General features: G+C 54.9%; 23 protein-coding genes and 7 tRNA genes. 8 read left to right on the forward strand and 22 right to left on the reverse strand.

What is annotated here, in order from left to right; all coding sequences use genetic code 11:
• Window positions 1-179: 179 nt before the first annotated feature.
• The 5 genes from lnt to miaB all read right to left on the reverse strand — a co-directional run bounded on the left by lnt (window position 180) and on the right by miaB (window position 5,824).
• On the reverse strand, window positions 180-1,703 hold the full coding sequence (gene lnt, locus HP564_RS10250; protein WP_371242643.1) for an apolipoprotein N-acyltransferase: 1,524 nt from the start codon (window positions 1,701-1,703) through the stop codon (window positions 180-182).
• Window positions 1,704-1,707: 4 nt separating this feature from the next.
• Window positions 1,708-2,589: a CNNM family magnesium/cobalt transport protein CorC gene (corC, locus tag HP564_RS10255; RefSeq protein ID WP_371242644.1), complete on the reverse strand. Its 882-nt coding sequence runs from the start codon at window positions 2,587-2,589 to the stop codon at window positions 1,708-1,710.
• A gap of 82 nt (window positions 2,590-2,671) precedes the next feature.
• The gene (gene ybeY, locus HP564_RS10260; RefSeq protein ID WP_371242646.1) at window positions 2,672-3,145 is read right to left on the reverse strand and encodes an rRNA maturation RNase YbeY; all 474 of its coding nucleotides are present in this window, start codon (window positions 3,143-3,145) and stop codon (window positions 2,672-2,674) included.
• Window positions 3,142-4,203, reverse strand: coding sequence for a PhoH family protein (locus HP564_RS10265; RefSeq protein WP_371242647.1), 1,062 nt, complete (start codon window positions 4,201-4,203; stop codon window positions 3,142-3,144). Before HP564_RS10265 ends, ybeY begins: the two co-directional genes overlap by 4 nt.
• A 199-nt stretch (window positions 4,204-4,402) precedes the next feature.
• On the reverse strand, window positions 4,403-5,824 hold the full coding sequence (gene miaB / locus HP564_RS10270) for a tRNA (N6-isopentenyl adenosine(37)-C2)-methylthiotransferase MiaB (RefSeq protein WP_371242648.1): 1,422 nt from the start codon (window positions 5,822-5,824) through the stop codon (window positions 4,403-4,405).
• A 226-nt stretch (window positions 5,825-6,050) separates the two neighbouring features.
• Between miaB and ubiF the strand changes: the two genes are divergently transcribed.
• On the forward strand, window positions 6,051-7,223 hold the full coding sequence (ubiF, locus tag HP564_RS10275; RefSeq protein ID WP_371242649.1) for a 3-demethoxyubiquinol 3-hydroxylase: 1,173 nt from the start codon (window positions 6,051-6,053) through the stop codon (window positions 7,221-7,223).
• 236 nt (window positions 7,224-7,459) lie between these two features.
• On the opposite strand, the gene HP564_RS10280 is transcribed toward ubiF, so the two are convergent.
• From HP564_RS10280 to nagB, 12 genes are all read right to left on the reverse strand, one after another.
• Window positions 7,460-7,534, reverse strand: a tRNA-Gln gene (locus HP564_RS10280).
• Window positions 7,535-7,560: 26 nt separating this feature from the next.
• Window positions 7,561-7,635: transfer RNA gene (locus tag HP564_RS10285), tRNA-Gln, on the reverse strand.
• A 6-nt stretch (window positions 7,636-7,641) separates the two neighbouring features.
• Window positions 7,642-7,718: transfer RNA gene (locus tag HP564_RS10290), tRNA-Met, on the reverse strand.
• Window positions 7,719-7,743: 25 nt separating this feature from the next.
• Window positions 7,744-7,818 (reverse strand) — tRNA-Gln (locus HP564_RS10295).
• 35 nt (window positions 7,819-7,853) lie between these two features.
• Window positions 7,854-7,928: transfer RNA gene (locus HP564_RS10300), tRNA-Gln, on the reverse strand.
• 21 nt (window positions 7,929-7,949) lie between these two features.
• Window positions 7,950-8,034, reverse strand: a tRNA-Leu gene (locus HP564_RS10305).
• A gap of 11 nt (window positions 8,035-8,045) precedes the next feature.
• Window positions 8,046-8,122, reverse strand: a tRNA-Met gene (locus HP564_RS10310).
• A gap of 217 nt (window positions 8,123-8,339) precedes the next feature.
• Window positions 8,340-10,007 carry an asparagine synthase B gene (gene asnB / locus HP564_RS10315; protein ID WP_371242651.1) on the reverse strand — a complete coding sequence of 556 codons (1,668 nt, stop codon included), beginning with the start codon at window positions 10,005-10,007 and terminating at the stop codon, window positions 8,340-8,342.
• Between the two features lie 298 nt (window positions 10,008-10,305).
• Window positions 10,306-11,058: an HAD-IIA family hydrolase gene (locus HP564_RS10320; RefSeq protein WP_371242652.1), complete on the reverse strand. Its 753-nt coding sequence runs from the start codon at window positions 11,056-11,058 to the stop codon at window positions 10,306-10,308.
• A gap of 4 nt (window positions 11,059-11,062) precedes the next feature.
• A complete protein-coding gene (locus tag HP564_RS10325) occupies window positions 11,063-12,298 on the reverse strand; it encodes an N-acetylglucosamine repressor (RefSeq protein WP_371242654.1) in 1,236 nt (411 codons plus the stop codon).
• A 7-nt stretch (window positions 12,299-12,305) separates the two neighbouring features.
• Window positions 12,306-13,454: an N-acetylglucosamine-6-phosphate deacetylase gene (gene nagA, locus HP564_RS10330; RefSeq protein WP_371242655.1), complete on the reverse strand. Its 1,149-nt coding sequence runs from the start codon at window positions 13,452-13,454 to the stop codon at window positions 12,306-12,308.
• Window positions 13,455-13,511: 57 nt separating this feature from the next.
• Window positions 13,512-14,312 carry a glucosamine-6-phosphate deaminase gene (nagB, locus tag HP564_RS10335; RefSeq protein ID WP_371242656.1) on the reverse strand — a complete coding sequence of 267 codons (801 nt, stop codon included), beginning with the start codon at window positions 14,310-14,312 and terminating at the stop codon, window positions 13,512-13,514.
• Between the two features lie 331 nt (window positions 14,313-14,643).
• Here nagB and nagE point away from each other — a divergent pair, with 331 nt between their 5' ends.
• From nagE to HP564_RS10350, 3 genes are all read left to right on the forward strand, one after another.
• A complete protein-coding gene (gene nagE, locus HP564_RS10340) occupies window positions 14,644-16,674 on the forward strand; it encodes an N-acetylglucosamine-specific PTS transporter subunit IIBC (protein WP_371242657.1) in 2,031 nt (676 codons plus the stop codon).
• A 162-nt stretch (window positions 16,675-16,836) separates the two neighbouring features.
• On the forward strand, window positions 16,837-18,504 hold the full coding sequence (glnS, locus tag HP564_RS10345) for a glutamine--tRNA ligase (protein ID WP_371242659.1): 1,668 nt from the start codon (window positions 16,837-16,839) through the stop codon (window positions 18,502-18,504).
• A 235-nt stretch (window positions 18,505-18,739) separates the two neighbouring features.
• Entirely contained in the window at window positions 18,740-19,135 is a 396-nt protein-coding gene (locus tag HP564_RS10350) for a hypothetical protein (RefSeq protein WP_371242660.1), read from the forward strand.
• A gap of 61 nt (window positions 19,136-19,196) precedes the next feature.
• Here the strand turns inward: HP564_RS10350 and fur are convergent, their stop codons facing one another.
• From fur to ybfF, 4 genes are all read right to left on the reverse strand, one after another.
• Window positions 19,197-19,640 carry a ferric iron uptake transcriptional regulator gene (gene fur, locus HP564_RS10355; protein WP_371242661.1) on the reverse strand — a complete coding sequence of 148 codons (444 nt, stop codon included), beginning with the start codon at window positions 19,638-19,640 and terminating at the stop codon, window positions 19,197-19,199.
• Window positions 19,641-19,993: 353 nt separating this feature from the next.
• A complete protein-coding gene (gene fldA, locus HP564_RS10360; protein WP_371242663.1) occupies window positions 19,994-20,524 on the reverse strand; it encodes a flavodoxin FldA in 531 nt (176 codons plus the stop codon).
• A 135-nt stretch (window positions 20,525-20,659) separates the two neighbouring features.
• Window positions 20,660-20,935 carry a LexA regulated protein gene (ybfE, locus tag HP564_RS10365; protein WP_371242665.1) on the reverse strand — a complete coding sequence of 92 codons (276 nt, stop codon included), beginning with the start codon at window positions 20,933-20,935 and terminating at the stop codon, window positions 20,660-20,662.
• A gap of 153 nt (window positions 20,936-21,088) precedes the next feature.
• Window positions 21,089-21,853, reverse strand: coding sequence for an esterase (ybfF, locus tag HP564_RS10370; protein WP_371242666.1), 765 nt, complete (start codon window positions 21,851-21,853; stop codon window positions 21,089-21,091).
• A gap of 250 nt (window positions 21,854-22,103) precedes the next feature.
• Between ybfF and seqA the strand changes: the two genes are divergently transcribed.
• Both seqA and pgm read left to right on the forward strand, forming a co-directional pair.
• Window positions 22,104-22,658 (forward strand): replication initiation negative regulator SeqA, encoded by a 555-nt coding sequence (gene seqA / locus HP564_RS10375; RefSeq protein WP_371242668.1) that lies wholly within the window; start codon window positions 22,104-22,106, stop codon window positions 22,656-22,658.
• A 25-nt stretch (window positions 22,659-22,683) separates the two neighbouring features.
• Window positions 22,684-24,324 (forward strand): phosphoglucomutase (alpha-D-glucose-1,6-bisphosphate-dependent), encoded by a 1,641-nt coding sequence (pgm, locus tag HP564_RS10380; RefSeq protein ID WP_371242670.1) that lies wholly within the window; start codon window positions 22,684-22,686, stop codon window positions 24,322-24,324.
• A gap of 239 nt (window positions 24,325-24,563) precedes the next feature.
• Here pgm and kdpE read toward each other — a convergent pair whose 3' ends face one another.
• The gene (gene kdpE / locus HP564_RS10385; RefSeq protein WP_371242758.1) at window positions 24,564-25,238 is read right to left on the reverse strand and encodes a two-component system response regulator KdpE; all 675 of its coding nucleotides are present in this window, start codon (window positions 25,236-25,238) and stop codon (window positions 24,564-24,566) included.
• 235 nt (window positions 25,239-25,473) lie between these two features.
• Here kdpE and HP564_RS10390 point away from each other — a divergent pair, with 235 nt between their 5' ends.
• Both HP564_RS10390 and HP564_RS10395 read left to right on the forward strand, forming a co-directional pair.
• The gene (locus HP564_RS10390; RefSeq protein ID WP_371242671.1) at window positions 25,474-25,674 is read left to right on the forward strand and encodes a YbfA family protein; all 201 of its coding nucleotides are present in this window, start codon (window positions 25,474-25,476) and stop codon (window positions 25,672-25,674) included.
• A gap of 160 nt (window positions 25,675-25,834) precedes the next feature.
• Window positions 25,835-26,791 carry a YbgA family protein gene (locus tag HP564_RS10395; RefSeq protein WP_371242673.1) on the forward strand — a complete coding sequence of 319 codons (957 nt, stop codon included), beginning with the start codon at window positions 25,835-25,837 and terminating at the stop codon, window positions 26,789-26,791.
• The last annotated feature ends 1 nt before the right edge of the window (window position 26,792 follow it).

Genomic DNA, 26,792 nt, shown 5'->3' on the forward strand with positions numbered 1-26,792 from the left:
ACGGTGCAGGCCAGTTCGCGTAATGACGTCAGACCGCCGGGTTTACAGGAAACCGGGTAACTGGAAGCAATCAGCGTGCCAACGTATGGAATCAGCAGAAAATCGGGCAGGAAAGGAGAAAGCTGAACGAAACAGGGGGAGAGGGGGCGGCGAAAAACAGTTCGCCGCCCGTCAGTGCATCAGGCTTTACGACGCCACAGCGCCAGCAGCGCAGCACCCAGGGTCAGTAGCCAGACCGGCCACAGACCCGCGTGCGCATAGGGGGTAGCGCCGGTGGTGGGGGTCACCCTGGACAGCAGAACGCCGCGAGTAAACTGCGGCAGGATCTTCTCGACGTCACCCTGAGCATTCACTACGGCAGTAACACCATTGTTGGTGCCGCGCAGCAGCGGACGGCCCAGCTCCAGCGCACGCATACGCGCCATCTGGAAGTGCTGCCAGGGGCCAATAGAGTGGCCGAACCACGCATCGTTGGAGACGGTCAGCAGGAAATCGGTGTCCGGATGAAAGTTAGCGCGCACCTGCTCGCCCAGCACAATCTCATAGCAGATGGCCGTAGTCAGGCGATAGCCCGCCGCGCGCAGCTGCGGTTGCAGATAGTCGCCGCGGCTGAATGACGACATTGGCAGGTCGAAGAAAGGAGCCAGCGGACGCAGCAAACTTTCCAGCGGGACAAACTCACCAAAGGGCACCAGATGGTTTTTCTGATAGCGGTTCATGCTTTGATAGCGGTAAGGCTCGCTGCCGCCCAGCACGATCACCGAGTTGTAGTCGTGATAGCGGTTCTGCTCAAGGCGTGAATCAACAATACCGGTAATCAGCGCACTGCCGCGCTCACGCAGCAGGCCATCCAGCGAACGCAGAAAGGGCTGCTGATTGCTTTCAAGATCGGTAATTGCCGATTCAGGCCAGATAATCAGCGGCGCTTTACCCATTAGCGGCTGGCTCAGACCCGTATAGGCGCGTAGCGTGCTGATCAACTGCTGCGGATCCCACTTCATAGACTGCGGGATATTGCCCTGCACCAGCGCAACGTCAAGGCTGCGGGCTGGCTGCGGTTGAGTCCAGTGGATATAGCGCAGCGGCCAGGGAAGGGCGAGCAGTAGCAGCGCGACGAGGGCACTGCTGGCGCTGCGCTGGTGAATAGCGTAGGCCAGCAAGCCCGCCACACTCATCAGGATAAACGTCAGGGTTTCCACGCCCGCCAGCGGGGCCAGGCCTTTCAGCGGACCGTCAATCTGGCTGTAGCCAAACTGAAGCCAGGGAAAACCGGTCAGCACCCAGCCGCGCAGAAACTCACTTATTTGCCACAGGGCAGGCGCTGCCAGTGCCAGGCGCCAGAGCGTGGCGCGCGGCCAGAAGCGATTAAGCACGCCAGCAAACAGGGCGGGATAGAGCGACAGGTAGGCCGCCAGCAGGATCACCAGAAAGACGTTAACCGGACCTGGCATACCGCCAAAAGTGGCGATGCTCACGTAGACCCAGTTAATGCCGCTGCCGAACAAACCAAAGCCCCAGGCAAAGCCGATGGCCGTTGCCTGGCTGCTGCGACGATCCAGCGTCAGCAGCTGCAACCCGCCCAGTGAAAGCAGGGCAGCAGGCCAGAAATCATAGGGAGAGAAAGAGAGGGTGCCAAGCGCACCCGTTAATAATGCCAGCAACAAACGTACCCGCTGGCGCGGGTAAAGTGAGGCAAAAGACATAGTGTTATTCGTCATCCAGCTGGGGTAACGGCGAATTTTCCGGAATTTTTACATGCACCTGGATGATTCGACGGCTGTCGGCCATAGCGACCTTGAAATGATACCCGTCGATGTCAATGCTCTCTCCCCGTCCGGGGAGGTGGCCAAATCCCTGCATGACCAGTCCGCCAATCGTGTCCACTTCCTCATCGCTGAACTGCGTGCCGAAGATGTCGTTGAAATCTTCGATGGGGGTCAGGGCGCGCACCGTGTAGGTCTGACGGTTCAGCTGACGGATATCGCGATCTTCTTCATCATCATATTCGTCTTCAATCTCACCAACGATCAGCTCGAGAATATCCTCGATAGTGACCAGGCCTGAGACGCCGCCGAACTCATCAATGACGATGGCCATGTGATAGCGCTGAGAACGAAACTCTTTCAGCATGCGGTCAACGCGCTTGCTCTCCGGCACTACCACCGCCGGACGCAGCACTTTTTCCATGCTGAACGGCTCAGATTCGCTGCTCATAAAGGGCAGCAGATCTTTTGCCATCAAAATACCTTCAACGTGATCTTTATCTTCGCTGATCACCGGGAAGCGTGAGTGCGCTGACTCGATAATGACATCCAGACACTCATCCAGCGTCTGGTTGCGCTTCAGGGTAATCATTTGCGAGCGCGGGATCATGATGTCGCGCACGCGCTGATCGGCAATATCCAGTACCCCTTCAAGCATGTCGCGGGTATCTTCGTCGATCAGATCTTTTTGCTCGGAGTCGCGGATCAGCCCCAGTAGTTCATCACGGTTTTGAGGTTCACCGTGAAACAGTTGGTTGATAAGCAGGGAAAAAAATCCCTTTTTACTACTGGGTGCATCGCTGTTTTGAGAATGGTCGTCGCTCATGGCGTTTTTTTACAGATCTCTCTTTCAGGGAGTGGTCGCTGTCAGCGTCCGCGCCGACAGCAGGATAAACTGAGCCAGCGGCTCAGGCGTCTTCTTTTTCCGAAATGTACGGATCGGGATAGCCGAGAGCAAGCATTATCTCTGTCTCTAAGGCTTCCATCTCTTCAGCTTCATCGTCTTCAATGTGGTCATAGCCAAGCAGATGCAGGGTGCCGTGCACCACCATATGAGCCCAGTGCGCCTCAACGCTTTTCCCTTGCTCGTCTGCCTCTTGCTCAACAACCTGACGACAAATAATCAGGTCGCCCAGCAGCGGGAGCTCAATGCCTGGCGGTGCTTCAAAAGGAAACGACAGCACGTTCGTGGGTTTGTCTTTGCCGCGATAAGTCAGATTAAGCTCATGGCTCTCCGCCTCATCCACCAGGCGAACAGTCACTTCGCTTTCTGGCTGGAAAGGGGTTACCGCAGCCTCCAGCCAGCGCTGAAAAGCGGCCTCGTCAGGCAGGCCGCTGGTCTCTTCGCAGGCCAGCTGCAGGTCAAGAATTACCGCACTCATTTACTCTCCTGCGCCTCAGTCTGTGCTGCCATTGCTTCACGTTTACGCTCTTCCGCCAGTTTATCGCGGCGTTTTTGATCGGCTTCTTCCCAGGCTTCATAGGCGGTGACAATGCGTGCCACCACTGGGTGACGCACTACGTCTTCGCTCTGGAAGAAATTAAAGCTGAGCTCTTCGACCTCGGAGAGGACTTCAATGGCATGGCGCAGGCCCGATTTGGTGCTGCGCGGTAGATCGATCTGCGTAACGTCGCCGGTGATTACGGCTTTCGAGTTAAAGCCGATACGCGTCAGGAACATCTTCATCTGTTCGATGGTGGTGTTCTGACTCTCATCGAGAATGATAAAGGCGTCATTGAGCGTGCGTCCGCGCATATAGGCAAGGGGAGCCACCTCAATGACGTTGCGCTCCATCAGCTTTTCAACACGCTCAAAGCCAAGCATTTCAAACAGCGCATCGTAAAGCGGACGCAGGTAAGGATCGACCTTTTGACTCAGGTCGCCGGGCAGAAAGCCGAGTTTCTCACCCGCTTCCACCGCCGGGCGCGTCAGCAAAATACGGCGAATTTCCTGGCGCTCCAGCGCATCGACTGCCGCAGCGACCGCCAGATAGGTTTTACCCGTACCCGCTGGCCCAATGCCGAACGTAATGTCGTGATCGAGAATATTGGCGATGTATTGCGCCTGGTTTGGCGTGCGGGGCTTAATCACGCCGCGCTTGGTCTGAATATGCACGGCTTTGCCATAATCGGGCACGCTGTCGGCGGTCTGCTCCAGGACACGGCTCTCTTTGATCGCCAGGTGGATCTGCTCTGGCTCAATATCGGGTATGGTGCCGCGCACCGGCGCGGTATCGACATAGAGCGTGCGCAGAATATCTTCTGCGGCCTTCACACAGAGCGCGCGGCCAACCAGCTTGAAGTGATTGTCGCGACGGTTGATCTCAATACCCAGACGACGTTCAAGCTGTTTTACATTGTCGTCAAACGGACCGCACAGGCTCATCAGACGGCGGTTATCAGCCGGTTCAAGGGCGATTTCACGAGTTTCGATATTCAAACGAATCCTTTGGGTCACTCAGGGCCAGTTGGAATGTGTGTCCGATGCCGGGTTGGCTAACGACGGCATGTCTAAGAATTATTTATGGCATGTCGCCAGGGCGCAAGCGCAGCTAAAGATATTTGGGCAGCGCGTCCAGAAACCAAGGGCAGGGAGAGAAAAGAGCGACAGCGTGCGCTGTCGCTCTTCAGAGGCAATATCAAGGCTGGAAAGTGCCAACGCCGATGTCGTTCTCTTTGCGCGTGCGCGCAATGACTGACGCGGGGCTTTCAACAATGCGCAGCCCCATTTCATCTTCGGTGCGAACCACTTTGCCACGCAGAGAGTTGGTATAAACGTCAACGATTTCAACGTCAACGAACTTACCAATCATCTCAGGTGACCCTTCGAAGTTCACCACGCGGTTGCTCTCGGTGCGGCCAGAGAGTTCCATCACATTTTTACGTGAGGTGCCCTCTACCAGAATACGCTGCACGGTGCCGAGCATACGGCGGCTCCAGGCCATTGCCTGCTGGTTGATACGGTCTTGCAGGATATAGAGACGCTGCTTCTTCTCCTCCTCCGTAACATCATCCGGCAGATCGGCCGCTGGCGTACCCGGACGAGCAGAGTAGATAAAGCTGAAGCTCATGTCGAAGTTAACATCGGCAATCAGCTTCATGGTCTGCTCAAAATCCTGCTGGGTTTCACCAGGGAAGCCGATGATAAAGTCGGAGCTGATCTGAATATCCGGGCGCGCAGCGCGCAGCTTGCGGATAATCGCTTTGTACTCCAGCGCAGTATGCGCGCGCTTCATCAGCGTCAGGATACGATCCGCGCCGCTCTGAACGGGCAGGTGCAGGAAGCTCACCAGCTCAGGCGTGTCGCGATAGACATCGATGATATCGTCGGTGAATTCGATCGGATGGCTGGTGGTGAAGCGAATGCGGTCGATGCCGTCAATCGCCGCGACCAGACGCAGCAGCTCAGCAAAGGTGCAGATCTCGCCGTCAAAGGTTGCGCCGCGGTAGGCGTTAACGTTCTGACCCAGCAGGTTGACCTCACGCACGCCCTGCGCGGCCAGCTGCGCGATTTCCAGCAGGATGTCGTCGCACGGGCGGCTGACTTCTTCACCGCGGGTGTAGGGCACCACGCAGAAGGTGCAGTATTTGTTGCAGCCTTCCATGATAGAAACAAAGGCGGTAGGCCCTTCAGCGCGCGGTTCCGGCAGGCGGTCAAACTTTTCGATTTCCGGGAAGCTGATATCGACAATCGGGCTTTTACTGCCGCGCACGCTGTTGATCATTTCCGGCAGGCGATGCAGGGTTTGCGGGCCAAATACGATATCAACGTAGCTGGCGCGCTGACGAATATGGTCCCCTTCCTGCGACGCCACGCAGCCGCCGACACCGATAATCAAATCAGGGTTGCGCTCTTTCAGGGTTTTCCAGCGGCCAAGCTGGTGGAAAACTTTCTCCTGCGCCTTCTCACGAATGGAACAGGTGTTGAGCAGCAGTACGTCTGCCTCGTCAGCTTCCTCAGTCAGCGTATAGCCATGAGTACTGTTCAGCAGGTCAGCCATCTTGGATGAATCGTATTCGTTCATCTGACAGCCCCAGGTTTTGATGTGCAGTTTTTTCATTGTCGAACTAGCCATTGATTCAGTGCAGTGGAGTGCAGGGCGCGTATTGTAATGCTTTGACGCTGTTGTGACCAGCGTACAGCCGCCATACTTCCCTGGATGAGGCAGCGCATCTGGCTATTCTCTCACGCTTTGCCGGGCTTTTCTGCCGGGCAGCAGTTTTTCCGGTACACTTTGCGCCAGTAGATCCGTCTCTGACGACGGAGAGATCAGAAGGAGATGAGCAATGCAGGATAATCGCTTTGATGTAGTGGTGGTGGGGGGCGGCATGGTCGGCGCGGCGCTGGCATGTGGTCTGGCACTACAGCAGTTTCGCGTTGCCGTGGTTGAGCGCGCAGAGCCTGCACCTTTTGACGCCGCCAGCGATCCCGATGTGCGTATCTCTGCGATTGGCAGCGCGTCGGCAGGTATGTTGAAACAACTTGACGTCTGGCCGCGTGTCGAGGCGATGCGCTATGCGCCGTACCGTAAGCTGGAGACCTGGGAGTGGCAGACATCGCACGTCAGCTTTGACGCCGCTTCGCTGGGCTTGCCCGAGCTGGGCTTTATGGTGGAGAACAGTGTGTTGCAGCGCGCGCTGTGGGAGCGAATGCAGCAGCTGAATATTCATCTCTGCTGCCCGGCAACGCTGGCCACGCTGGAGGCGGAGAATGGCGGCTGGCGTCTCGATCTCAGCGAAGGCGGCACGTTACACACGCGACTGGTGGTGGGCGCTGATGGCGCAAATTCGCAGGTGCGGCAGATGGCGGGCATTGGTATTGACGGCTGGAGCTATGCGCAGTCCTGCTTGCTGATCAGCGTAGCCTGTGAGCATCCGGCGGGCGATTCCACCTGGCAGCAGTTTACGCCGCAGGGGCCGCGTGCTTTTTTGCCGCTGTATGATAATCGTGCCTCGCTGGTCTGGTATGACGCGCCTGCACGCATCCGCCAGCTGCAGGCGATGCCGCTGCCGCAGCTGGAAAAAGAGATTGCTGCTACCTTCCCGGCGCGGCTGGGACGCTTTAAGGCGCACGCGGCCGGCGGTTTTCCCCTGGTGCGTCGCCATGCCCAGCGCTATGTTTTGCCGGGGCTGGCTTTGATTGGCGATGCCGCGCACACCATTAATCCGCTGGCGGGGCAGGGGGTCAACCTCGGTTACCGCGACGTTGATGCGCTGGTAGACGTAGTGACAGAAGCGCGCAGTCAGGCACAGGACTGGGCGTCGGAAAGCGTGCTGCGTCGGTATCAGTCGCAGCGCCGCCGCGACAACCTGCTGATGCAGAGCGGTATGGATCTCTTCTATTTCGCCTTCAGCAACCGTCTGCCGCCGCTAAAATTTGCGCGCAATCTGGCGCTGATGGCGGCAGAGCGTTCAGGCGTGCTGAAGCGCAAGGTATTGCGTTACGCGTTAGGGCTGTAAACAGGAGACGCCGCTACCGCGTTCCTGCGTGAGTGGCGCTAACCGGGAGGCGCAGTCAGTGCAGGATAAGCAGCAACGCGGCCGGTTGGCATTTCTGACCGCCCGCGCAGGATAGTGCGCGGGCGGCTTTGCATCCCGGACGCGCGGCTCAGACGACCGACAGTGAAAGAGGGCTTAGCGGGTTTTTCCAGACGACAAAAACAACAAAGCCCGCAAAAGCGGGCCTGTTGTCAATTTGGCTGGGGTGCAGGGATTCGAACCCCGGAATGCCGGAATCAGAATCCGGTGCCTTACCGCTTGGCGACACCCCAATAGTGTCTTGTCAAATTGTCTTGTATGGCTGGGGTACGAGGATTCGAACCTCGGAATGCCGGAATCAGAATCCGGTGCCTTACCGCTTGGCGATACCCCAATAATTTGGTGGCTACGACGGGATTTGAACCTGTGACCCCATCATTATGAGTGATGTGCTCTAACCAGCTGAGCTACGTAGCCAGATACTGCTTACTGCTTCCAATGATGGCTGGGATACCTGGATTCGAACCAGGGAATGCCGGTATCAAAAACCGGTGCCTTACCGCTTGGCGATATCCCATCTGTCGATCTCGTATCCACGAGAATACATCGGATTGGCTGGGGTACCTGGATTCGAACCAGGGAATGCCGGTATCAAAAACCGGTGCCTTACCGCTTGGCGATACCCCATCCGGCTGCCGAAGACGTATATGGTGCGGGAGGCGAGACTTGAACTCGCACACCTTGCGGCGCCAGAACCTAAATCTGGTGCGTCTACCAATTTCGCCACTCCCGCAGAAAAAAATATGGTGGCTACGACGGGATTTGAACCTGTGACCCCATCATTATGAGTGATGTGCTCTAACCAGCTGAGCTACGTAGCCATCTTTTTTTTCGCGTACCTTCATCGGCGTTGCGGGGCGCATTATGCGTATTGAGCTCTGGAGCGTCAACACATTTTTTGTCGATTTTCGCCTTCACGCGCCTGTTTGTCTGGCTTGTGACCAGGCTGATGAATAATTCGGCAGGTTTTGATCGTAAGCGCATCAAAGCTAAAAAAAATGGGCCCTGCAAGGCCCATTCTGTTATGACATAGTTTACTTATTTATAAGCGGACTGGTGGACGCCAACTGCGCGGCCTGATGGATCGTCCATCGACTTAAACGCTTCGTCCCACTCAATCGCTTTCGCGGACGAGCATGCCACAGAAGGACCACCCGGCACACACTCTGCTGCGCTCGGCAGCGGGAACAGCTCTTCAAAGATCTCGCGATAGAGATAGGCTTCTTTCGACGCAGGTGTGTTGTACGGGAAGCGGAAGTGCGCGGTCGCCAGCTGCTGATCGCTGACCTGCTTCGCCGCGACCTCTTTCAGCGTATCGATCCAGCTATAGCCTACGCCGTCTGAGAACTGCTCTTTCTGACGCCAGGCCACGCTCTCTGGCAGGTAAGAAGAGAAGCATTCACGCAGAATGTGCTTTTCCATTTTACCGTTGCTGCCACACATCTTGTCCTGCGGGTTGATACGCATTGCCACGTCGAGGAATTTTTTATCAAGGAAAGGCACGCGCGCTTCCACACCCCATGCAGACATCGCCTTGTTGGCGCGGGCGCAGTCATACATATGCAGCGCCAGCAGTTTGCGCACGTTCTCTTCATGAAACTCTTTGGCATTCGGTGCCTTATGGAAGTAGAGGTAGCCACCAAATACTTCATCTGCGCCTTCGCCGGAGAGCACCATTTTAATGCCCATCGCTTTAATCTTGCGCGACATCAGGTACATCGGCGTCGAAGCGCGGATGGTTGTGACATCATAGGTTTCAATGTGATAAATCACATCGCGAATCGCATCCAGCCCTTCCTGGACGGTGAAGTGGATTTCATGATGCACGGTGCCCAGATGATCGGCGACCGATTTCGCGGCTTTCAGATCGGGCGAGCCTTCCAGACCCACAGCAAAGGAGTGCAGCTGTGGCCACCAGGCGTCGCTTTTGTCCTGGTCTTCAACGCGTTTCGCGGCAAAGCGCTTGGTCACGGCTGAGATAATTGAGGAGTCCAGGCCTCCAGAGAGCAGCACGCCGTAAGGCACGTCTGACATCAGGTGGCTTTTCACCGACTCTTCCAGCGCATGTTTCAGGCCAGCGGCATCAGTCGTGTTATGCTCGACTGCGGCATACTCCATCCAGTCACGCTGCCAGTAACGACGGATTTCGCCATCGGTGCTGGAAAGGTAGCTTCCCGGCGGAAATTCTTTAATTGAGCGACAAACGGGTACCAGTGCTTTCATCTCAGATGCGACAAACAGGTTCCCGTGCTCATCGTTGCCCATGTAGAGCGGAATAATGCCGATGTGATCGCGACCAATCAGGTACTGCTGCTTCACGCTGTCCCACAGGATAAAGGCGAACATGCCTTCCAGGTCATCCAGGAAATCAACGCCTTTTTCCTGATAGAGCGCGAGGATAACTTCACAGTCCGAGCCGGTCTGGAACTGATAGCGATCGCTCAGCTCTGCGCGCAGCGCCTGATGGTTATAAATTTCGCCGTTTACAGCCAGAACATGGGTGTGGTCGGCGTTATAGAGCGGCTGTGCGCCGTTGTTAACGTCAACAATGGAAAGACGCTCATGCGCGAGAATGGCTTTATCGTCGGCGTACACGCCCGACCAGTCTGGTCCGCGGTGACGCATCAGGCGAGAACTCTCCAGCGCTTTTTTACGCAATTCAACCGGATCGCTTTTCAGATCCAACACACCAAAAATAGAACACATATTCTGACTCCTGAGCTCGCCTGTCGGCGATGTTATCGTTGCCTTGTCCGGCAGCCCGTGGCTGCGTGATGTATAAGAAAATGCGCTATTTCATACATTCAATGCAAGCATATTTGCTTTTTAATGATAAAAAGCCTGTTGCTATGGCTGAAAGTTTGAATTTTATCTAATTTTTTCGCTGTTTTATTGATGGATGTTCAATAAAGGGCGATTTGAGGTGAAAAAAGCAGCGACGGTGCAGCGGGGTAAGAGGAAACGTCTGCCGCCCGGAAGCGGGCGGCACGACGCTAACTGCGGATTAAAACAGATCGATATCTGCTACAGAAGGGTAAATCCAGTCGGGGCGGAAGGGCATCGCGTCAATATCGCTTAACGTTGAAACGCCTGAGAGCACCAGAATGGTTTCCAGCCCTGCCTGGAAACCAGCAAGGATATCGGTGCGCAGGTTATCACCGACGATAACCGTCTGCTCGGAGTGAGCCTGCATCTTATTCAGCGCGGCGCGCATAATGTAGGGGCTGGGTTTACCGACATAAAACGGGCGACGGCCAGAGATTTTCTCAATACCGGCGCAGAGCGCGCCGCAGGCGGGAACGAAACCGCGAGCATGCGTATCGGGATTGGTGGCGATAAAGCGGGCACCGCTGGCGACAAAAAAGGCCGCCTTATGCATCATCTCCCAGTTGAACGATCGCGTTTCGCCCACGATAACGAAATCTGGATTGACGTCGGTGATGGTAAAGCCCGCTTTATAGAGCTCATGAATCAGTGCACCCTCACCAATCACATAGGCTTTTTTGCCTTCCTGCCGGCGTAGAAAATCGGCGGTCGCCATTGCCGAGGTATAAAACACCGAATCAGGCACGTCGATGCCGGCGTTAGCAAAGCGGTTTGCCAGATCCTGCGCCGTCTGCGACGGATAGTTGGTCAGGACCACCAGCGGCATCTCTTTTTGCAGAATGCGCTGTAAAAACTCCTGCGCACCGGGCACGGCAGTGTTGTCATGCATCAACACGCCGTCAATATCACAAATTACGCTTTTTATCGTCATAGGGTCAGTCCTGGGGCGTTGACTCTTCCAGTAAATGTTGCAGCAGAATGCCATTAAGCATGGCGCGTTTTGCCAGTGCAAATGCACCTATTGCTGAACGATGATCGAGCTCGGAACGCACGACCGGCAGATTTCTGCGGAAAGCGTTGAGTGCCTGCGTGTTGATACAGCCTTCAATCGCCGGAAGAAGTGCTTTCTCGGCATCGGTGATCTCTCCTGCCAGCACCACTTTTTGTGGATTGAACAGGTTAATCGCGATGGCAATGGCTTTGCCAAGATAGCGTCCAACATATTCAATCACTTCGCAGGCCAGCGCATCGCCCTGATTAGCGGCTTTGCAAATCTGCGTAATCTGACAGGCGTCCTGCGTCAGGATGCTGGGATAACCCTGGCTGAGCAGATGGCGCACGCGGTTTTCAATCGCGCCATTAGCGGCGATGGTTTCCAGACAGCCAAAGTTACCGCAGTGGCAGCGCTCACCCAGGGGATCGACCTGGATATGCCCAATTTCACCCACGTTACCGTTGCTTCCAAGGAAGATATGGCCGTTGGCAATGATGCCTGCGCCAGTGCCGCGATGGAGCCGCACCAGAATGGAATCGGCGCAGTCGCGGCTTGCACCAAAGTAGTGCTCCGCCAGCGCCAGGCTGCGGATGTCATGCCCCACAAAGCTGGTGACGTTAAAGCGATTTTGTAACGCAGCGACCAGTGGCCAGTGGCTGACGGCGATGTGGGGCATATAGCGGATTACCCCGTTAACCGGATCCACCAGGCCAGGCAGGATCACTGAGATAGCAATCAGTTCGCGAATTTTACGCTGGTGGGCCTCGATAAAACGGCCGATGGCGGCGAAAAGGGCATGCTCCAGCGTCTCCTGGGTGCGCTCCGGCAGCTCATAATCCTCCTGAGCCAGCGACTTTCCACCTAAATCAAACAGCGTCAGCGTGGCATCGTTGCGCCCAAGCCTGACGCCAATAGTATGGAAGTTGCGGGTTTCAGTCACGATGGAGATGGCGCGGCGACCGCCGGTGGATGCCTGCTGATCCACCTCTTTGATCAGGCCGCGCTCAATAAGCTGACGGGTAATTTTGGTAACGCTGGCGGGCGCAAGCTGGCTGAGTTCAGCAATCTGTATGCGTGAAATCGGACCCTGCTGGTCGATTAGCCGATAAACGGCTGCGCTGTTGAGTTGCTTGACAAGATCGACATTTCCTATTTGTGTCTGGCCGCCAGTGGTCATTCAGTGCTTACTCGCTCAGGACGTCGTCTCCGTTGACAAACGTCTTAATGATGGTGAAGTCACGCGAAAAAACAGTGAGGTTGGCGACTTTTCCTGCTTCAACCGTACCCAGCTGCTTATCCACGCCCATTGCCTGTGCCGGATAGAGCGTCGCCATGCGCAGCGCTTCATCCAGCGCAATACCAACATGCTCGACGGCATTGCGCACCGATTCAATCATCGTGATGGCCGACCCGCTCAGCGTTCCGTTTTCATCAACGCACAGGCCATTGCGATAGTATATTGTTTTACCTGCGAAAATAAATTTATCGATATCAGCACCTGCCGGTGCAGTGGCATCGGTAACCAGTACCAGTTTGTTACCTTTGATTCGTTTCGCATTGCGTACATTAGCGTAATGGACGTGTAAACCATCTGCAATGATGCCGCAGTATACATCAGGCGAATCAAACAACGCACCGATTAGGCCCGGTTCGCGCCCGGCAAAGGCAGGCATGGCATTATAGAGATGGGTTGCGAAGGTGACGCCGGCGCGGAATCCCGCTTTGGCCTCGTCATAGGTTGCGCTGGAATGGCCCGCAGAGACAATGATGCCCGCCTGCGTCAGCTGACGGATTACCTCATCGCCGGCGTTTTCCGGTGCCAGCGTGACCTTGGTAATCACATCGGCGTTGTCGCACAGGTAGCGCACCAGCGCCGGGTCGGGCAGGCGAATCAGGTCAGGGTTATGCGTGCCTTTTTTCGCTTTGTTGAGCCACGGCCCCTCCAGGTGCAGACCCAGCGCCTGATGCTGATGTTTCAGCTTGTAGCTGCGCATCGTCTCAATGGCGCGTTTCATCAGTGCATCGCTGCTGGTAATCAATGTTGGAAGAAAGCTGGTACAGCCCGATTTTTCATTGGCGCGCTGCATAATCTCCAGCGTTTCCACGCTTAGCGCATCAATATCATCGTTAAACTGCACGCCACCACAGCCATTCAGTTGTAAATCGATAAAGCCGGGAGCAATCAGCGCGCCTGAAACATCGTTTAGCGTCATATCAGCAGGCAGCGCGTCGCGTGGACAGACGCGTGCAATGCGCCCGTCATTGATAACCACCGCATGGTTATCCAGAACTTCATGGCCGGTATAAATACGGCCGTTTACTAATGCGTACATTGTCATTCTCCCGGCTAAGCCCGCCAGAACATCATGGCGAGCATTTACAACATTGTCTTACACACCCTTCATATTTTCCGCTTCCATTTCGCGGAAATATTTGACGGTTTTCACTTTCAGTTCCATCGTAGCGGGCTCATCGCAGACCACTACCGATTTGGCATGCAGCTGCAGGCAACTAATGGTCCACATATGGTTAACGTTGCCTTCAACCGCCGCCTGAAGCGCCTGCGCTTTAACATGACCCGTCACCAGAATCATCACTTCTTCGGCATCAAGCAGCGTGCCTACCCCGACAGTCAGCGCATATTTTGGCACCTGATCGACATCGCCATTGAAAAAACGGGAGTTCGCCACGCGCGTATCGTGCGTCAGTGTTTTAATGCGGGTGCGGGATGCCAGCGAAGAGGCGGGTTCGTTGAAGGCAATATGGCCATCGTTACCGACGCCGCCCATAAACAGATGAATTTTGCCCAGCGCGCGAATCTTTTCTTCATACTGGCGACATTCTGCGTCAATATCGGCAGCATTACCATTCAGAAGGTTGATGTTTTCTGGTTGAATATCAACATGATCAAAAAAGTTTCGGTACATAAAGCTGTGATAGCTTTCCGGGTGCTCTTTCGGCAGGCCAACATACTCATCCATGTTAAAAGTGACAACGTGCTTAAAGCTGACCTGGCCCGCTTTGTGCATCTCGATAAGATGCTTATAAGCCTCCAGCGGAGTCCCTCCGGTTGGCAACCCTAAAACAAAGGGGCGATCCGCTGTAGGGTTAAAAGCGTTGATGCGATTGACGATATGACGGGCTGCCCACTTGCCCACCTGGGTTGGGGTAGCCAGAGGAATAAGTCGCATAGTTCACCTCATTCTGAGAAAAGAAAAGGGGTGATGCAGTGCGCTTTGTGGCCACCCTTGGCAGGGCGGGTTAAAACACGTTCTTAGGCAACACTGCATCCTGATATTTTGCATCTTAAAATAAGTGGCAAGCAATCGCCATACGCCTCGGCTAAAAATAGTGCTTTTTGGTGAGAAGTATCACAGAAGAGACGCTTTTAATTTGCGAGGCGAATTAATTTGTCATTACACTGCGCAACGTGAAGTGTAGTGTCATTCAAACCCCTGCGGCTGACAAAAATAAGCAAGCGGCAGCAGGGCGACAAGCCAGTCTCATAGGGGGAAAGGGCAAATGTTAGGTTACTTACAAAAAGTTGGCCGCGCGCTCATGGTGCCGGTTGCAACCCTGCCAGCGGCAGCGATATTAATGGGGGTCGGCTACTGGCTCGATCCCAATGCGTGGGGCGCAAGCAATGCGCTGGCGGCGCTGCTTATCAAGTCAGGGGCAGCCATCATCGAACACATGTCAGTGCTGTTCGCGATTGGCGTCGCCTATGGCCTGTCCAAAGACAAAGACGGTGCAGCCGCCTTGAGCGGCTTTGTCGGCTATCTGGTGGTCACCACGCTCTGCTCGCCAGCGGCGGTGGCAATGATCCAGAAGATCCCGGTTGATCAGGTGCCCGCCGCCTTCGGTAAAATTGAAAACCAGTTTGTCGGCATTATGGTCGGTATCCTGTCGGCTGAGGTGTATAACCGCTTTAGCCATGTTGAACTGCCTAAGGCACTCTCTTTCTTCAGCGGGCGACGCCTTGTTCCGATCCTCGTCTCCTTTCTGATGATTATCGTGGCCTTTATTCTGATGTATGTCTGGCCGGTGATCTTTAACGGTCTGGTTAACTTTGGCGAACACATTCAGAAACTGGGCTCTGTCGGGGCGGGCATTTACGCCTTCTTTAACCGCCTGCTGATCCCGGTTGGCCTGCACCATGCGCTCAACTCCGTATTCTGGTTTGACGTGGCGGGCATCAACGACATTCCTAAATTCCTTGGCGGTGCGCAGTCTATCGCTAACGGCACTGGCATTGTGGGCATTACTGGCCGTTATCAGGCAGGCTTCTTCCCCATTATGATGTTCGGTCTGCCTGGCGCAGCACTGGCCATTTACCACTGCGCCCGCCCGGAAAACCGTGCCAAAGTGGGCGGCATCATGCTGGCTGCGGCATTTGCGGCTTTCTTCACCGGGATTACAGAGCCGCTGGAATTCTCCTTTATGTTTGTGGCACCGGTGCTTTATGTGATTCACGCCGTGCTGACGGGTATCTCTGTCTTTATCGCGGCCAGCATGCAGTGGATTGCCGGTTTCGGCTTCAGTGCGGGGCTGGTGGATATGGTCCTGTCGAGCCGTAACCCGCTGGCCACACACTGGTGGATGCTTATCCCGCAGGGCATCGTGTTCTTTGCGCTCTACTATGTGATATTTCGCTTTACCATCCAGAAATTTAATCTGATGACGCCGGGCCGTGAGCTGGCGGTGGCAGGGGATGAGAGCGACGGATATGACGTCAATGTCGATAAAACCAGCGATGGCGAGAGCGAAACAGAGTCGCTGGCACGGCGTTATATTGGGGCCGTAGGAGGCTCAGACAATTTAACCGGCATTGACGCCTGTATTACCCGTCTGCGTCTTAACGTCAAAGATGCAGGGCAGGTGAATGAGTCGGTCGCTAAACGTCTGGGCGCCTCAGGCGTGATTCGTCTTAACAAACAGAGCGTGCAGGTGATTGTGGGCACGCAGGCTGAGAGCATCGCGTCGGCGATGAAAAAGGTTTTAACAAAAGGACCTGTCGCGTCGGCGGGTGGTGCCACGGCAGCACCGGCTGCGCCTGTGGCTAAACCACAGGCGGTGCTCAACAGCGAAAAACGCGCGATCGCCACGCTGGTGGCACCCGTAAGCGGTGACGTGGTTGCGCTGGAGAGCGTGCCTGACGAAGCTTTCGCCAGCAAAGCGGTGGGCGAGGGGCTGGCGATCAAGCCGACCGGAAAAACCGTGGTCGCGCCGATAGCGGGTACGCTGGTAAAAATCTTTGCCACGAATCACGCCTTCTGTCTGGAAACCAGCAACGGCGTCGAGATTGTGGTGCACATGGGGCTGGATACCGTGGCGCTGGAAGGCAAAGGCTTTACCCGCCTGGCGGAGGAGGGCGCAACCGTTGCGGCCGGAGAGCCGGTACTGGAGATGGATCTCGATTACCTGAACGCCAGTGCGCGCTCAATGATAAGCCCGGTGGTGGTCAGTAACAGTGAAGACTTTGCCGGACTTACGCTGCTGGCAACGGGTTCGGTTGTAGCGGGTGAAACGCCGCTCTATGAGGTAAAAGCCTGAGGCTTTCGTTATCACGGTGTAAAATAAAGCAGGCAGGAAGCGATTCCTGCCTTTTTCGTTTTATCGCCTTAACAAACCGGTTGTTTCCCTTCGACGCTTTGTGGATCATACTCCGTTACTTCGTGGTACAAATCACCCGCTATACGTATTGAGGATTGAGAGATGAGTGAGGCTGAAGCCCGCCCAACTAACTTTATTCGTCAGATCATTGACGAAGATTTGGCGAGCGGCAAGCACAACAGCGTGCACACCCGTTTTCCGCCGGAGCCCAATGGTTACCTGCATATTGGCCATGCTAAATCCATCTGCCTGAACTTCGGCATTGCTCAGGATTATCAGGGGCAGTGCAACCTGCGTTTCGACGATACCAACCCGGTTAAAGAGGACATGGAATTCGTTGAATCCATCAAGCGCGACGTGCAATGGCTGGGCTTTGAGTGGAGTGGCAACGTTCGTTATTCCTCAGATTACTTCGATCAGCTTTATCTCTATGCGGTTGAATTGATCAATAAAGGCCTGGCCTATGTTGATGAACTGACGCCGGAAGAGATCCGCGAATATCGCGGTACGCTGACCGCGCCGGGTAAAAACAGCCCCTATCGCGATCGCAGCGTGGAAGAGAACCTGGCGCTGTTCGAAAAAATGCGTAACGGTGAGTTTGCTGAAGGCAAAGCCTGTTTGCGTGCAAAAATCGATATGGCGTCCAGCTTCATCGTGATGCGCGACCCGGTGCTCTATCGCATTAAGTTTGCCGAACATCACCAGACCGGTAACAAGTGGTGCATCTATCCGATGTACGATTTTACCCACTGCATCTCCGATGCGCTGGAAAACATTACTCACTCGCTCTGCACGCTGGAGTTCCAGGATAACCGTCGCCTGTATGACTGGGTGCTGGATAACATTACCATCCCGGTACACCCGCGCCAGTATGAGTTTTCACGCCTTAACCTCGAATACGCGGTGATGTCGAAGCGCAAGCTGACGCAGCTGGTGAGCGAAAAAGTGGTGGAAGGCTGGGATGACCCACGCATGCTGACCGTGTCTGGCCTGCGCCGTCGCGGCTATACTGCAGCCTCTATTCGTGAATTCTGTCGCCGCATTGGCGTAACCAAACAGGATAACGTGGTTGAGATGGCGTCGCTGGAGTCCTGCATCCGTGACGATCTGAACGAAAACGCGCCGCGTGCCATGGCCGTGCTGGATCCGCTGAAGGTGGTGATTGAGAACCTGCCAGCAGGCCATCATGAAACCATCACTATGCCAAACCACCCCAACAAGCCGGAGATGGGCACGCGTGATGTGCCGTTTGGTCGCGAAGTCTGGATCGATCGTGCCGACTTCCGTGAGGAAGCCAACAAGCAGTACAAGCGACTGGTGCTGGGCAAAGAGGTGCGTTTGCGTAACGCCTACGTGATTCGCGCTGAACGCGTGGCGAAAGATGAAGCGGGTAATATCACCTGCATCTACTGCACCTGCGATGTTGATACCCTGAGCAAAGATCCCGCTGACGGCCGCAAGGTCAAAGGCGTTATCCACTGGGTTTCAGCCGACCATGCGCTGCCAGCAGAATTCCGCCTTTACGATCGCCTGTTCAGCGTGCCGAATCCGGGCGCAGCAGACGATTTTCTGACGACCATCAATCCCGGCTCGCTGGAGATCCGCCAGGGATTTGTTGAGCCTGGCGTGCAAAATGCCATGCCGGAAGCGCCTTATCAGTTTGAACGCGAAGGCTACTTCTGCGCTGACAGCCACTACTCTCGTCCAAATCATCTGGTGTTTAACCGCACCGTTGGACTACGTGATACCTGGGCAAAAATCGGCGATTAAATTTTTGCATTAACCGCATCACTTTATGACAACAGGGCGAGCAATCGCCCTTTTTTATGGCTGTTATCTGCGCTTATACACGTTTTTATTCTTCAGAGGATAATATTAACTTGTCGGACCACATTGAGAGTTGTCTGAGTTAATTAAATTTAATCAATTTCCAGATGTGAATTTGTTATTTTGAGGTAGGCTATTCGCTCTTAAAAAGGCTATGCGGGCATAACAAGGAAATAAAATGACAGCTCTCGCTCAGGAAGCAAGACACAGCGTAGTAGTTTTGCATCAGTTAATCGAACGTATCTTTAATCAGCCGTCAGGTGAAGATGACAGTTTCCATTTACTCCTCTCGCATTTTCACCCCGATTTCCGCATGGTGACGCCGCAGGGCAAACTGCTTGATTTCAACCAGACTGAAGATCTCTTTCGTCAGCTGCAGGGGAAGCGTGAAGGAATGCGTATTGCCACCAGCGAGCACGCTGTTATTTCCCAGCAGAAGAATGAAATCACCATTCAGTATCGCGAACTGCAAATGATGAACGGTCAGGATCAGACGCGCATTTCACTGGCTATCCTGGATTGCAGTACGTCCATCCCTCGCTGGCGCTATCTGCACGAAACCCTCGTCGCCTGACAGCCATAAAAAAAGCCGGTATCTGTACCGGCTTTTAGCATTACTGCATAGCACACTGTTTTTACTGATCGTGGAGCGTTTCGTCTTCGCGGCAATCGCCCAGCGCGCAGTGACCGTAGAGGTAAAGGCTGTGGTTAGTCAGCTTAATACCGTGACGGGTAGCGATATCACGCTGGCGCGTTTCGATAGACTCGTCGCTAAATTCGATAACTTTGCCGCAGTCAAGGCAGATCAGGTGATCGTGATGATGCTGCTGGGTCAGTTCGAAAACCGATTTCCCGCCTTCAAAGTTGTGACGCGTTACGATGCCTGCATCATCAAACTGATTAAGAACACGATAAACGGTAGCCAGACCAATCTCTTCGCCCATATCAATCAGGCGTTTATACAGATCTTCCGCGCTGACGTGATGGCACTGAGGTTCCTGAAGCACTTCCAGAATTTTGAGTCTGGGCAGCGTGACTTTCAGGCCAGCCTTCTTTAATGCGGTATTGTTGTCAGTCATGCGGATATTGTCCTGTTACTTTGCTGGTTACTTGAGGCGCCTTGCCTTGAATGTCGTTCGGTGTCTATTCTCATTTGCGTCTCATTATAGAGGCGAAGCTTTGAAATGAAAACCGAGGGAAACGCCTGAAATCAACACGGGCTGTCAGGGAAAACATAACGGCGCCGGGTGGAAAAATGCAGGAGGTTCGTCATCATCTCGCTAACTTCCTGACCTCGCGGGAGAAATAAGCAGATAACCGATGTGGGTATTGTACAGAATTGCAGATGAAAGTTAAAAATCTGTAGCTATTATTTCTATAGGAAAAACCACTCCCTCAATGTGAGCCAGCGCCCACATTGAGGAGCGGACACTTACGCTTCGATGATGGCCTGCAGCTGTAGCTCATCATAAATCTGCTTAACCCAGGCATCAACGCGCTCGTTGGTCAGTTCAGGCTGGCGGTCTTCGTCGATCGCTAAACCGAGGAAGTGTTTATCGTCGGCCAGGCCTTTAGATGCTTCGAAATGATAGCCTTCGGTCGGCCAGTGCCCCACGATAACCGCGCCGTTTGGCTCGATGATATCGCGGATAGTGCCCATCGCGTCGCAGAAATATTCGGCATAATCTTCCTGGTCGCCGCAGCCAAAAAGGGCCACCAGCTTGCCGTTGAAATCAATCTCTTCCAGCGTCGGGAAGAAGTCATCCCAGTCGCACTGCGCTTCACCATAGTACCAGGTCGGAATGCCCAGCAGCAAAATGTCGAATGCTTCCAGATCTTCTTTCGTGCTTTTGGCAATGTCATGAACTTCCGCAACGTCTTTACCCAGCTGTTTCTGGATCATTTTTGCAATGTTTTCGGTGTTGCCGGTATCGCTGCCAAAGAAGATGCCTACGATTGCCATGGGGTAAATAACCTCTTAAATCCTGATAATGAGATGCATGCGCGGTGCGCACAATTAAGCGAATGATAGCAGAGCGGGCAAAAGGGCGGAACTTGAAAAGCCGCTACATTTGCTTCTGCGTGCGCTTTGCGCGATTCAGTCCAGTTTGAGTTGCGCCAGCAGCATTTGTTCAATCAGTTCGCTGCGGCTGATATTGCGCTGCTCAGCCAGGGTGTTCAGGGCATCCACAGCCTCGCTGCTCATTTTGAGTTCGACACGGCGCAGCCCGCGCACTTTGTCACGTTTCAGTTGATTGCGCTTATTGATGCGCAGCTGTTCATCACGCGATAGCGGACTGGTTTTCGGTCGACCGGGACGACGCTCATTTGCAAACAGATCCAGCGTAGTGCGGTCAGTGTGTTCTTTTGCCATGGCTTAATAAAACTGAAGGCGCGAACAGGCGCGTTTATAACGAAATGGGCTATTGCCGTAGCAAAAACAGGCAGCGGCAAAATTTAGCGCGCCATCATACTCCAGCCGGAGGGATGACGCCAATGCTAAACCGCGAACGGCAAGCTTTTGCTTTTAAAGCGCAAAAAAACGGCGAACGCTGCGCAATACGGCATCAGGTTTCTCGGCATGCACCCAGTGACCGGCACCGGTGATAACGTGTGCATGGGCGGCCGGGAACTGACGCAGCAGCGCATCACGGTACTGATTGTCGAGATAGGGCGAATCGCCGCCGCGAATAAAGAGCGCCGGATGCGGCCAGGCGGGTACCTCTTCCCAGCCAGAGAGTGTAGCGTAATTCTCCCAGAGTGCAGGCACGTTGAAGCGCCATTCGCCTTCCTGGAAAGATTTAAGAATAAACTGGATAACGCCCTCTTCATGAATATGCGCACGCATCACCTGCGCCGCCTCGCTGCGCAGGCGCACGCCCGCTTCGCTCACGGCGCGAATGCCAGCAAAAATTTCATCATGGCGGCGCGTCTGGTAATCGACGGGCGCGATGTCAATCAGCACCAGACGTTCAAGACGCTCGGGAGCCAGCGCGCTCATGGCCATCGCAATCTTGCCGCCCATCGAATGACCAATCACGGCGACGCGATCGATATGGTGCGCATCCAGCGTATCGAACATATCCTGTGCCATCGCGCGATAGCTCATCTCATCAGCACGTGGCGACAGGCCATGGTTACGCACATCGACCTGAATGAGCGGACGCGCCTCTTTCAGGCCTCGCGCCAGCACGCCGAGGTTATCAAGGCTGCCAAACAGGCCGTGAATAAGCAGGATGGGCAGGGAATCAGCAACAGATTGGTCAGTTTGCAGACGAGCATTTAAAATCATGGCAAAGTTCTTAAGATGGGGACCTCGGCTTAGGTTATCATGCTTTCACCTTTTCAGGCGTGCCAACAGGCCAGGCTTTAGGGCATATTCTGACTTTTGCGGTCAGAACGTGCGAATGCTATCAGCCCGTCTGGATTTAACTTTATAATCCTTATGTTAGAACCTGTCCGGCCAGCGGATTCGTGAAATGTGCCCAGGCATTTTTCAGGCTGGCATGGTTCTGTCATGAGTCGAAACCGTACGGAAAAAGATGAAAACGATCGAAGTTGACGAAGACCTTTATCGCTATATCGCCAGCCACACGCAGCACATCGGCGAAAGTGCCTCTGACATTTTACGGCGGATGCTGAAATTTACTGCCGGTCAAAGCGCCTCTGCCACCACGGCGGCCCCGTTAGCCGCAGGCGATACGGCGCAAAAAGCCATTCAGCCAGTGCGTGTGGAAAACCGTCCGCAGGATCGTGTGCGCGCGGTGCGTGAGCTGCTGCTGTCCGACGAGTACGCCGAACAGAAGAAAGCGGTTAATCGCTTTATGATGATTCTGTCAACCCTCTATCGTCTTGATCCTTCAGCATTTGCCGACGCCACTGCTTCGTTGCAGGGCCGTACCCGCGTCTATTTTGCGGGCGACGAGCAAACGCTGTTGCAAAATGGCACCCATACCAAGCCGAAGCACGTTCCCGGCACGCCGTACTGGGTGATCACTAACACCAATACCGGCCGTAAATGCAGCATGGTGGAACACATCATGGTCTCAATGCAGTTCCCGCAGGAACTGGCTGAGAAAGTTTGCGGCACCATTTAAACCGAAGCGTCAGGGAGAAGCGCCAATGGCCAGTCACCCCCGTGCCGGGCAACCCGCCCAGCAGAGCGATTTGATTAACGTTGCACAGTTAACCTCACAGTATTATGTCCTGCAGCCCGACGTGGCGAACCCGGACCATGCGGTGAAATTTGGCACCTCCGGTCATCGCGGCAGCGCAGGGCGTCAGAGCTTTAACGAACATCACATTCTGGCGATTGCGCAAGCTATCGCGGAAGAGCGCAAGAAAAACGGTGTTACCGGCCCTTGCTACGTTGGCAAAGACACGCATGCGCTCTCTGAGCCGGCGATCCTTTCTGTGCTGGAAGTCCTGGCCGCCAATGGCGTAGACGTGATTGTGCAGCAGGACAACGGCTACACCCCGACGCCCGCGATCTCCAACGCTATTCTGGAGCACAACAAGCAGGGTGGAGCGCAGGCGGATGGCATCGTCATTACGCCGTCGCACAACCCGCCAGAAGATGGCGGCATCAAATACAATCCGCCGAACGGTGGCCCGGCTGATACCAACGTGACGAAAGTGGTAGAAGATCGTGCTAACCAGCTGATCAAAGCGGGTCTGCAGGACGTCAAACGCCTGCCGCTGGATCAGGCGCTGGCAAGCGGTCGCATTGTCGAAAAAGATCTGATCCAGCCTTACGTTGAAGGCCTGGCGCAGGTGATCGACTTTGCGGCTATCCAGAAAGCGGGCCTGAAGCTGGGTGTCGATCCGCTGGGAGGGTCCGGGATCGAGTACTGGAAGCGCATTGCCGAGCATTATCAGCTCGATCTGACCATCGTGAACGACGCTGTCGATCAGACCTTCCGCTTTATGCATCTGGATAAAGATGGCGTCGTGCGTATGGACTGCTCTTCTGAGTGCGCAATGGCGGGTCTGCTGGCGTACAAAGATAAGTTCGATCTGGCTTTCGGTAACGATCCCGACTATGACCGTCACGGCATCGTTACGCCTTCTGGCCTGATGAACCCGAACCACTATCTGGCTGTGGCCATCAACTACCTGTTCCAGCACCGCCCGCAGTGGGGCAAAGAGGTGGCTGTAGGTAAAACACTGGTCTCCAGCGCAATGATAGATCGCGTCGTCAACGACATTGGTCGCAAGCTGGTAGAAGTGCCGGTTGGCTTCAAGTGGTTTGTGGATGGCCTGTTTGACGGCAGCTTTGGCTTCGGTGGCGAAGAGAGTGCAGGCGCTTCTTTCCTGCGTTTCGATGGCTCAGCCTGGTCAACCGACAAAGATGGTATCATCCTTTGCCTGCTGGCAGCGGAGATTACCGCAGTGACCGGCAAGAACCCGCAGCAGCACTACGACGAGCTGGCACAGCGCTTCGGCGCGCCGAGCTACAACCGTTTGCAGGCACCGGCAACGTCTGCCCAGAAAGCCGCGCTCTCTAAGCTCTCACCTGAGATGGTCAGTGCCGACACGCTGGCGGGCGATCCCATTACCGCTCGTCTGACGGCGGCACCGGGCAATGGCGCATCGATTGGCGGTCTGAAAGTGATGACGGAAAACGGCTGGTTCGCTGCGCGTCCATCAGGCACCGAAGACGCCTACAAAATTTACTGCGAGAGCTTCCTGGGTGCAGAACATCGTGCGCAGATTGAGAAAGAAGCGGTAGAGATTGTGAGCGAAGTGCTGAAAAACGCCTGATTAATGTCGGGCTGGCGTGGCGTATCAGGTTCTTCTGAACAGGCGCGTCTGAAAGCGGTCAGGGGCTGATAACATTTTCGCTCAGGGCCGTTTCTGGCAGAACGCACTTCACTTGTGAGAGGCGTGCGTTAAGGCGCTCGTGCGCGGCGTGTTGAAGCCCGCCAGCGCCTTTGCTGCTCAGCACAAGTCCTTCAGGAAACCGGTTTTACTGTACGCATCAGGCGCCTTCGGGCGCTTTTTTATGGCATAAAACGGTAGCCAATGCCGGTTTCCGTCAGCAAATGACGTGGCTGCGTCGGATCGGTCTCCAGCTTCTGTCGCAGGTGTGCCATATAGATGCGCAAATAGTGGCTGTGTTCTACCGCATTAGGCCCCCATACCTGACTCAGCAACTGCCGCTGCGTCAGCACCTTGCCAACATTATTTAACAGCAGGCTTAACAGGCGAAATTCGATGGGCGTCAGATGGACTTCCTGCCCGTCGCGTACCACGCGCCGCGCTGCCAGGTCGATGGTCACATCCGCAAACTCAATCACCGGCTCAGGCTGCTGTGCAGCATGGCGACGTAAGGCGACACGCACGCGTGCCAGCAGTTCGCCAATACCGAAAGGTTTGGTCAGGTAGTCGTCTGCGCCGGCATCGAGCGCGTCGATCTTATCCTGCTCATCTACGCGCGCCGACAGGACGATTACCGGAACCCGGCTCCACTGGCGCAGATCGCGAATAAAATCGCGTCCGTCACCGTCGGGCAATCCTAAATCCAGGATCACCAGATCGGGTTTGCGCGTTGCTGCCTCAATTAATCCTCGCTGTAACGTATCGGCGTCAAACACCTTTAGCGTTTCGCCCTCCAGCGCAAGGCGGACAAAGCGGCGGATCTCTTTTTCGTCTTCAACGATCAATACGGTGGCCACGTCGTGATGCTCCATGCCTGATAACGTGTCGTCACTCTATCAGCAATTTTGCCGAAGCCCTATTAGCGTAGTAGAAGTGCTCTTGTTAACTTTTCTGTAACTTACTCTCCTCTGTCGAGCGTGGGCTGGCCCGCCAGCAAAAAATAGTGGTCTGATGAGTAGTAAAACGACAGTCATCAGCGTAATATCTGACCAGGATCACATTATCCACTTCTCGCTTCCAGGGAGGCAGAATATGTATCAGGCTTATCCGCTGTATAAAATCATCCTGCGCCGTGCGCTGGTTATCTTCATTGGCGTTACTGCTTTGCCGGTTATGCTGTTTCGCAAAGATCGCGCGCGCTTCTACAGCTATCTGCACCGAATCTGGTGCAAGACCAGCGCAAAGCCGGTCTGGCTGGCGCAGACCGAATCAGCAGGCGGCGTTTTCTGGTAACCCGCCTGCCAGGCAGAACAAAGCCCGCTCTCTCAAGCGGGCTTTGTTGTTTCTGAAGATCGTCACAGAGAAAACCCTTTCCATCGCTGGCCTGAGGCTGTCATTCGTCTGTTTTTCAGCTACACTTAAACCTCTACAAGATTTCGGAGGTTGTACAAGTATGAGCGTAAAAATTCCGCTGGGTATCAGTGCCTGCCTGCTGGGAGAACAAGTGCGTTTTGATGGTGGCCATAAACGGCTCGCCTTTGCTGTCAACGAGCTTGCGCCCTTTGTACGTTTCGAGCCGGTGTGTCCCGAAATGGCGATAGGATTGCCGACCCCGCGTCCGGCGCTGCGTCTGGTTAAGCAGGAGGATGAAGAGATCCATCTCTGTTTCAGTAAAGATGGCGGTCAGGAGATGACGCAGCAGATGCGTGACTGGTCGGCTGAGCGCGTTAAATCTCTGCATCACCTGTGCGGCTATATCCTCTGTGCTAAGTCGCCCAGCTGCGGTATGGAACGCGTGCGCGTCTATGAACCCGATACAAACAATAACCGTAAGTCGGGCATGGGGCTGTTTGCTGAAAAACTGCAGGCGGAAATGCCCTGGCTGCCGATTGAAGAGGATGGACGCCTGCATGACCCGGTGCTGCGCGAGAATTTCGTCGGGCGCATCTGTGCACTGCATGAGTTTAACCAGATGTGGAAGCGTGGCCTGACGCGCGCGCAGCTTATCGCCTTTCACAGCCGCTATAAGCTGCTGATGCTGGCGCACTCGCAGGAAAAATATCGCGAGCTTGGCCCCTTTGTCGCCTCGATGAGCCAGTGGGACTCGCTGGAAGCGTACGCCTTTGAATACCGTAATCGCATGATGGCGCTGCTCTCGCAGCCTGCCACGCGCCGCAACCACACAAACGTGCTGATGCATGCGCAGGGCTACTTCCGTCGTCAGCTTAGCTCGCCCCAGCGTCAGGAGCTGGCGGAGCTGATCGACCGCTACCGCTGCGGCGTTCAGCCGCTGCTGGCGCCGATCACCATGCTGAAACACTATATGACGCAATATCCGCACCCCTGGCTGACTCAGCAGCGCTATTTCGATCCTTACCCGGAAGCGCTGCGTCTGCGCTATGGTCAGTAAT

The sequence above is a fragment of the Pantoea sp. KPR_PJ genome (assembly GCF_041386365.1).
GTDB lineage: Bacteria > Pseudomonadota > Gammaproteobacteria > Enterobacterales > Enterobacteriaceae > Pantoea.

Excerpts from the sequence above, each read along its gene's own strand:
- lnt (WP_371242643.1), bottom strand. The coding sequence starts at position 1,703 with ATGTCTTTTGCCTCACTTTACCCGCGCCAGCGGGTACGTTTGTTGCTG.
- corC (WP_371242644.1), bottom strand. The coding sequence starts at position 2,589 with ATGAGCGACGACCATTCTCAAAACAGCGATGCACCCAGTAGTAAAAAG.
- ybeY (WP_371242646.1), bottom strand. The coding sequence starts at position 3,145 with ATGAGTGCGGTAATTCTTGACCTGCAGCTGGCCTGCGAAGAGACCAGC.
- miaB (WP_371242648.1), bottom strand. The coding sequence starts at position 5,824 with ATGAAAAAACTGCACATCAAAACCTGGGGCTGTCAGATGAACGAATAC.
- ubiF (WP_371242649.1), top strand. The coding sequence starts at position 6,051 with ATGCAGGATAATCGCTTTGATGTAGTGGTGGTGGGGGGCGGCATGGTC.
- asnB (WP_371242651.1), bottom strand. The coding sequence starts at position 10,007 with ATGTGTTCTATTTTTGGTGTGTTGGATCTGAAAAGCGATCCGGTTGAA.
- HP564_RS10320 (WP_371242652.1), bottom strand. The coding sequence starts at position 11,058 with ATGACGATAAAAAGCGTAATTTGTGATATTGACGGCGTGTTGATGCAT.
- HP564_RS10325 (WP_371242654.1), bottom strand. The coding sequence starts at position 12,298 with ATGACCACTGGCGGCCAGACACAAATAGGAAATGTCGATCTTGTCAAG.
- nagA (WP_371242655.1), bottom strand. The coding sequence starts at position 13,454 with ATGTACGCATTAGTAAACGGCCGTATTTATACCGGCCATGAAGTTCTG.
- nagB (WP_371242656.1), bottom strand. The coding sequence starts at position 14,312 with ATGCGACTTATTCCTCTGGCTACCCCAACCCAGGTGGGCAAGTGGGCA.
- nagE (WP_371242657.1), top strand. The coding sequence starts at position 14,644 with ATGTTAGGTTACTTACAAAAAGTTGGCCGCGCGCTCATGGTGCCGGTT.
- glnS (WP_371242659.1), top strand. The coding sequence starts at position 16,837 with ATGAGTGAGGCTGAAGCCCGCCCAACTAACTTTATTCGTCAGATCATT.
- HP564_RS10350 (WP_371242660.1), top strand. The coding sequence starts at position 18,740 with ATGACAGCTCTCGCTCAGGAAGCAAGACACAGCGTAGTAGTTTTGCAT.
- fur (WP_371242661.1), bottom strand. The coding sequence starts at position 19,640 with ATGACTGACAACAATACCGCATTAAAGAAGGCTGGCCTGAAAGTCACG.
- fldA (WP_371242663.1), bottom strand. The coding sequence starts at position 20,524 with ATGGCAATCGTAGGCATCTTCTTTGGCAGCGATACCGGCAACACCGAA.
- ybfE (WP_371242665.1), bottom strand. The coding sequence starts at position 20,935 with ATGGCAAAAGAACACACTGACCGCACTACGCTGGATCTGTTTGCAAAT.
- ybfF (WP_371242666.1), bottom strand. The coding sequence starts at position 21,853 with ATGATTTTAAATGCTCGTCTGCAAACTGACCAATCTGTTGCTGATTCC.
- seqA (WP_371242668.1), top strand. The coding sequence starts at position 22,104 with ATGAAAACGATCGAAGTTGACGAAGACCTTTATCGCTATATCGCCAGC.
- pgm (WP_371242670.1), top strand. The coding sequence starts at position 22,684 with ATGGCCAGTCACCCCCGTGCCGGGCAACCCGCCCAGCAGAGCGATTTG.
- HP564_RS10390 (WP_371242671.1), top strand. The coding sequence starts at position 25,474 with ATGTATCAGGCTTATCCGCTGTATAAAATCATCCTGCGCCGTGCGCTG.
- HP564_RS10395 (WP_371242673.1), top strand. The coding sequence starts at position 25,835 with ATGAGCGTAAAAATTCCGCTGGGTATCAGTGCCTGCCTGCTGGGAGAA.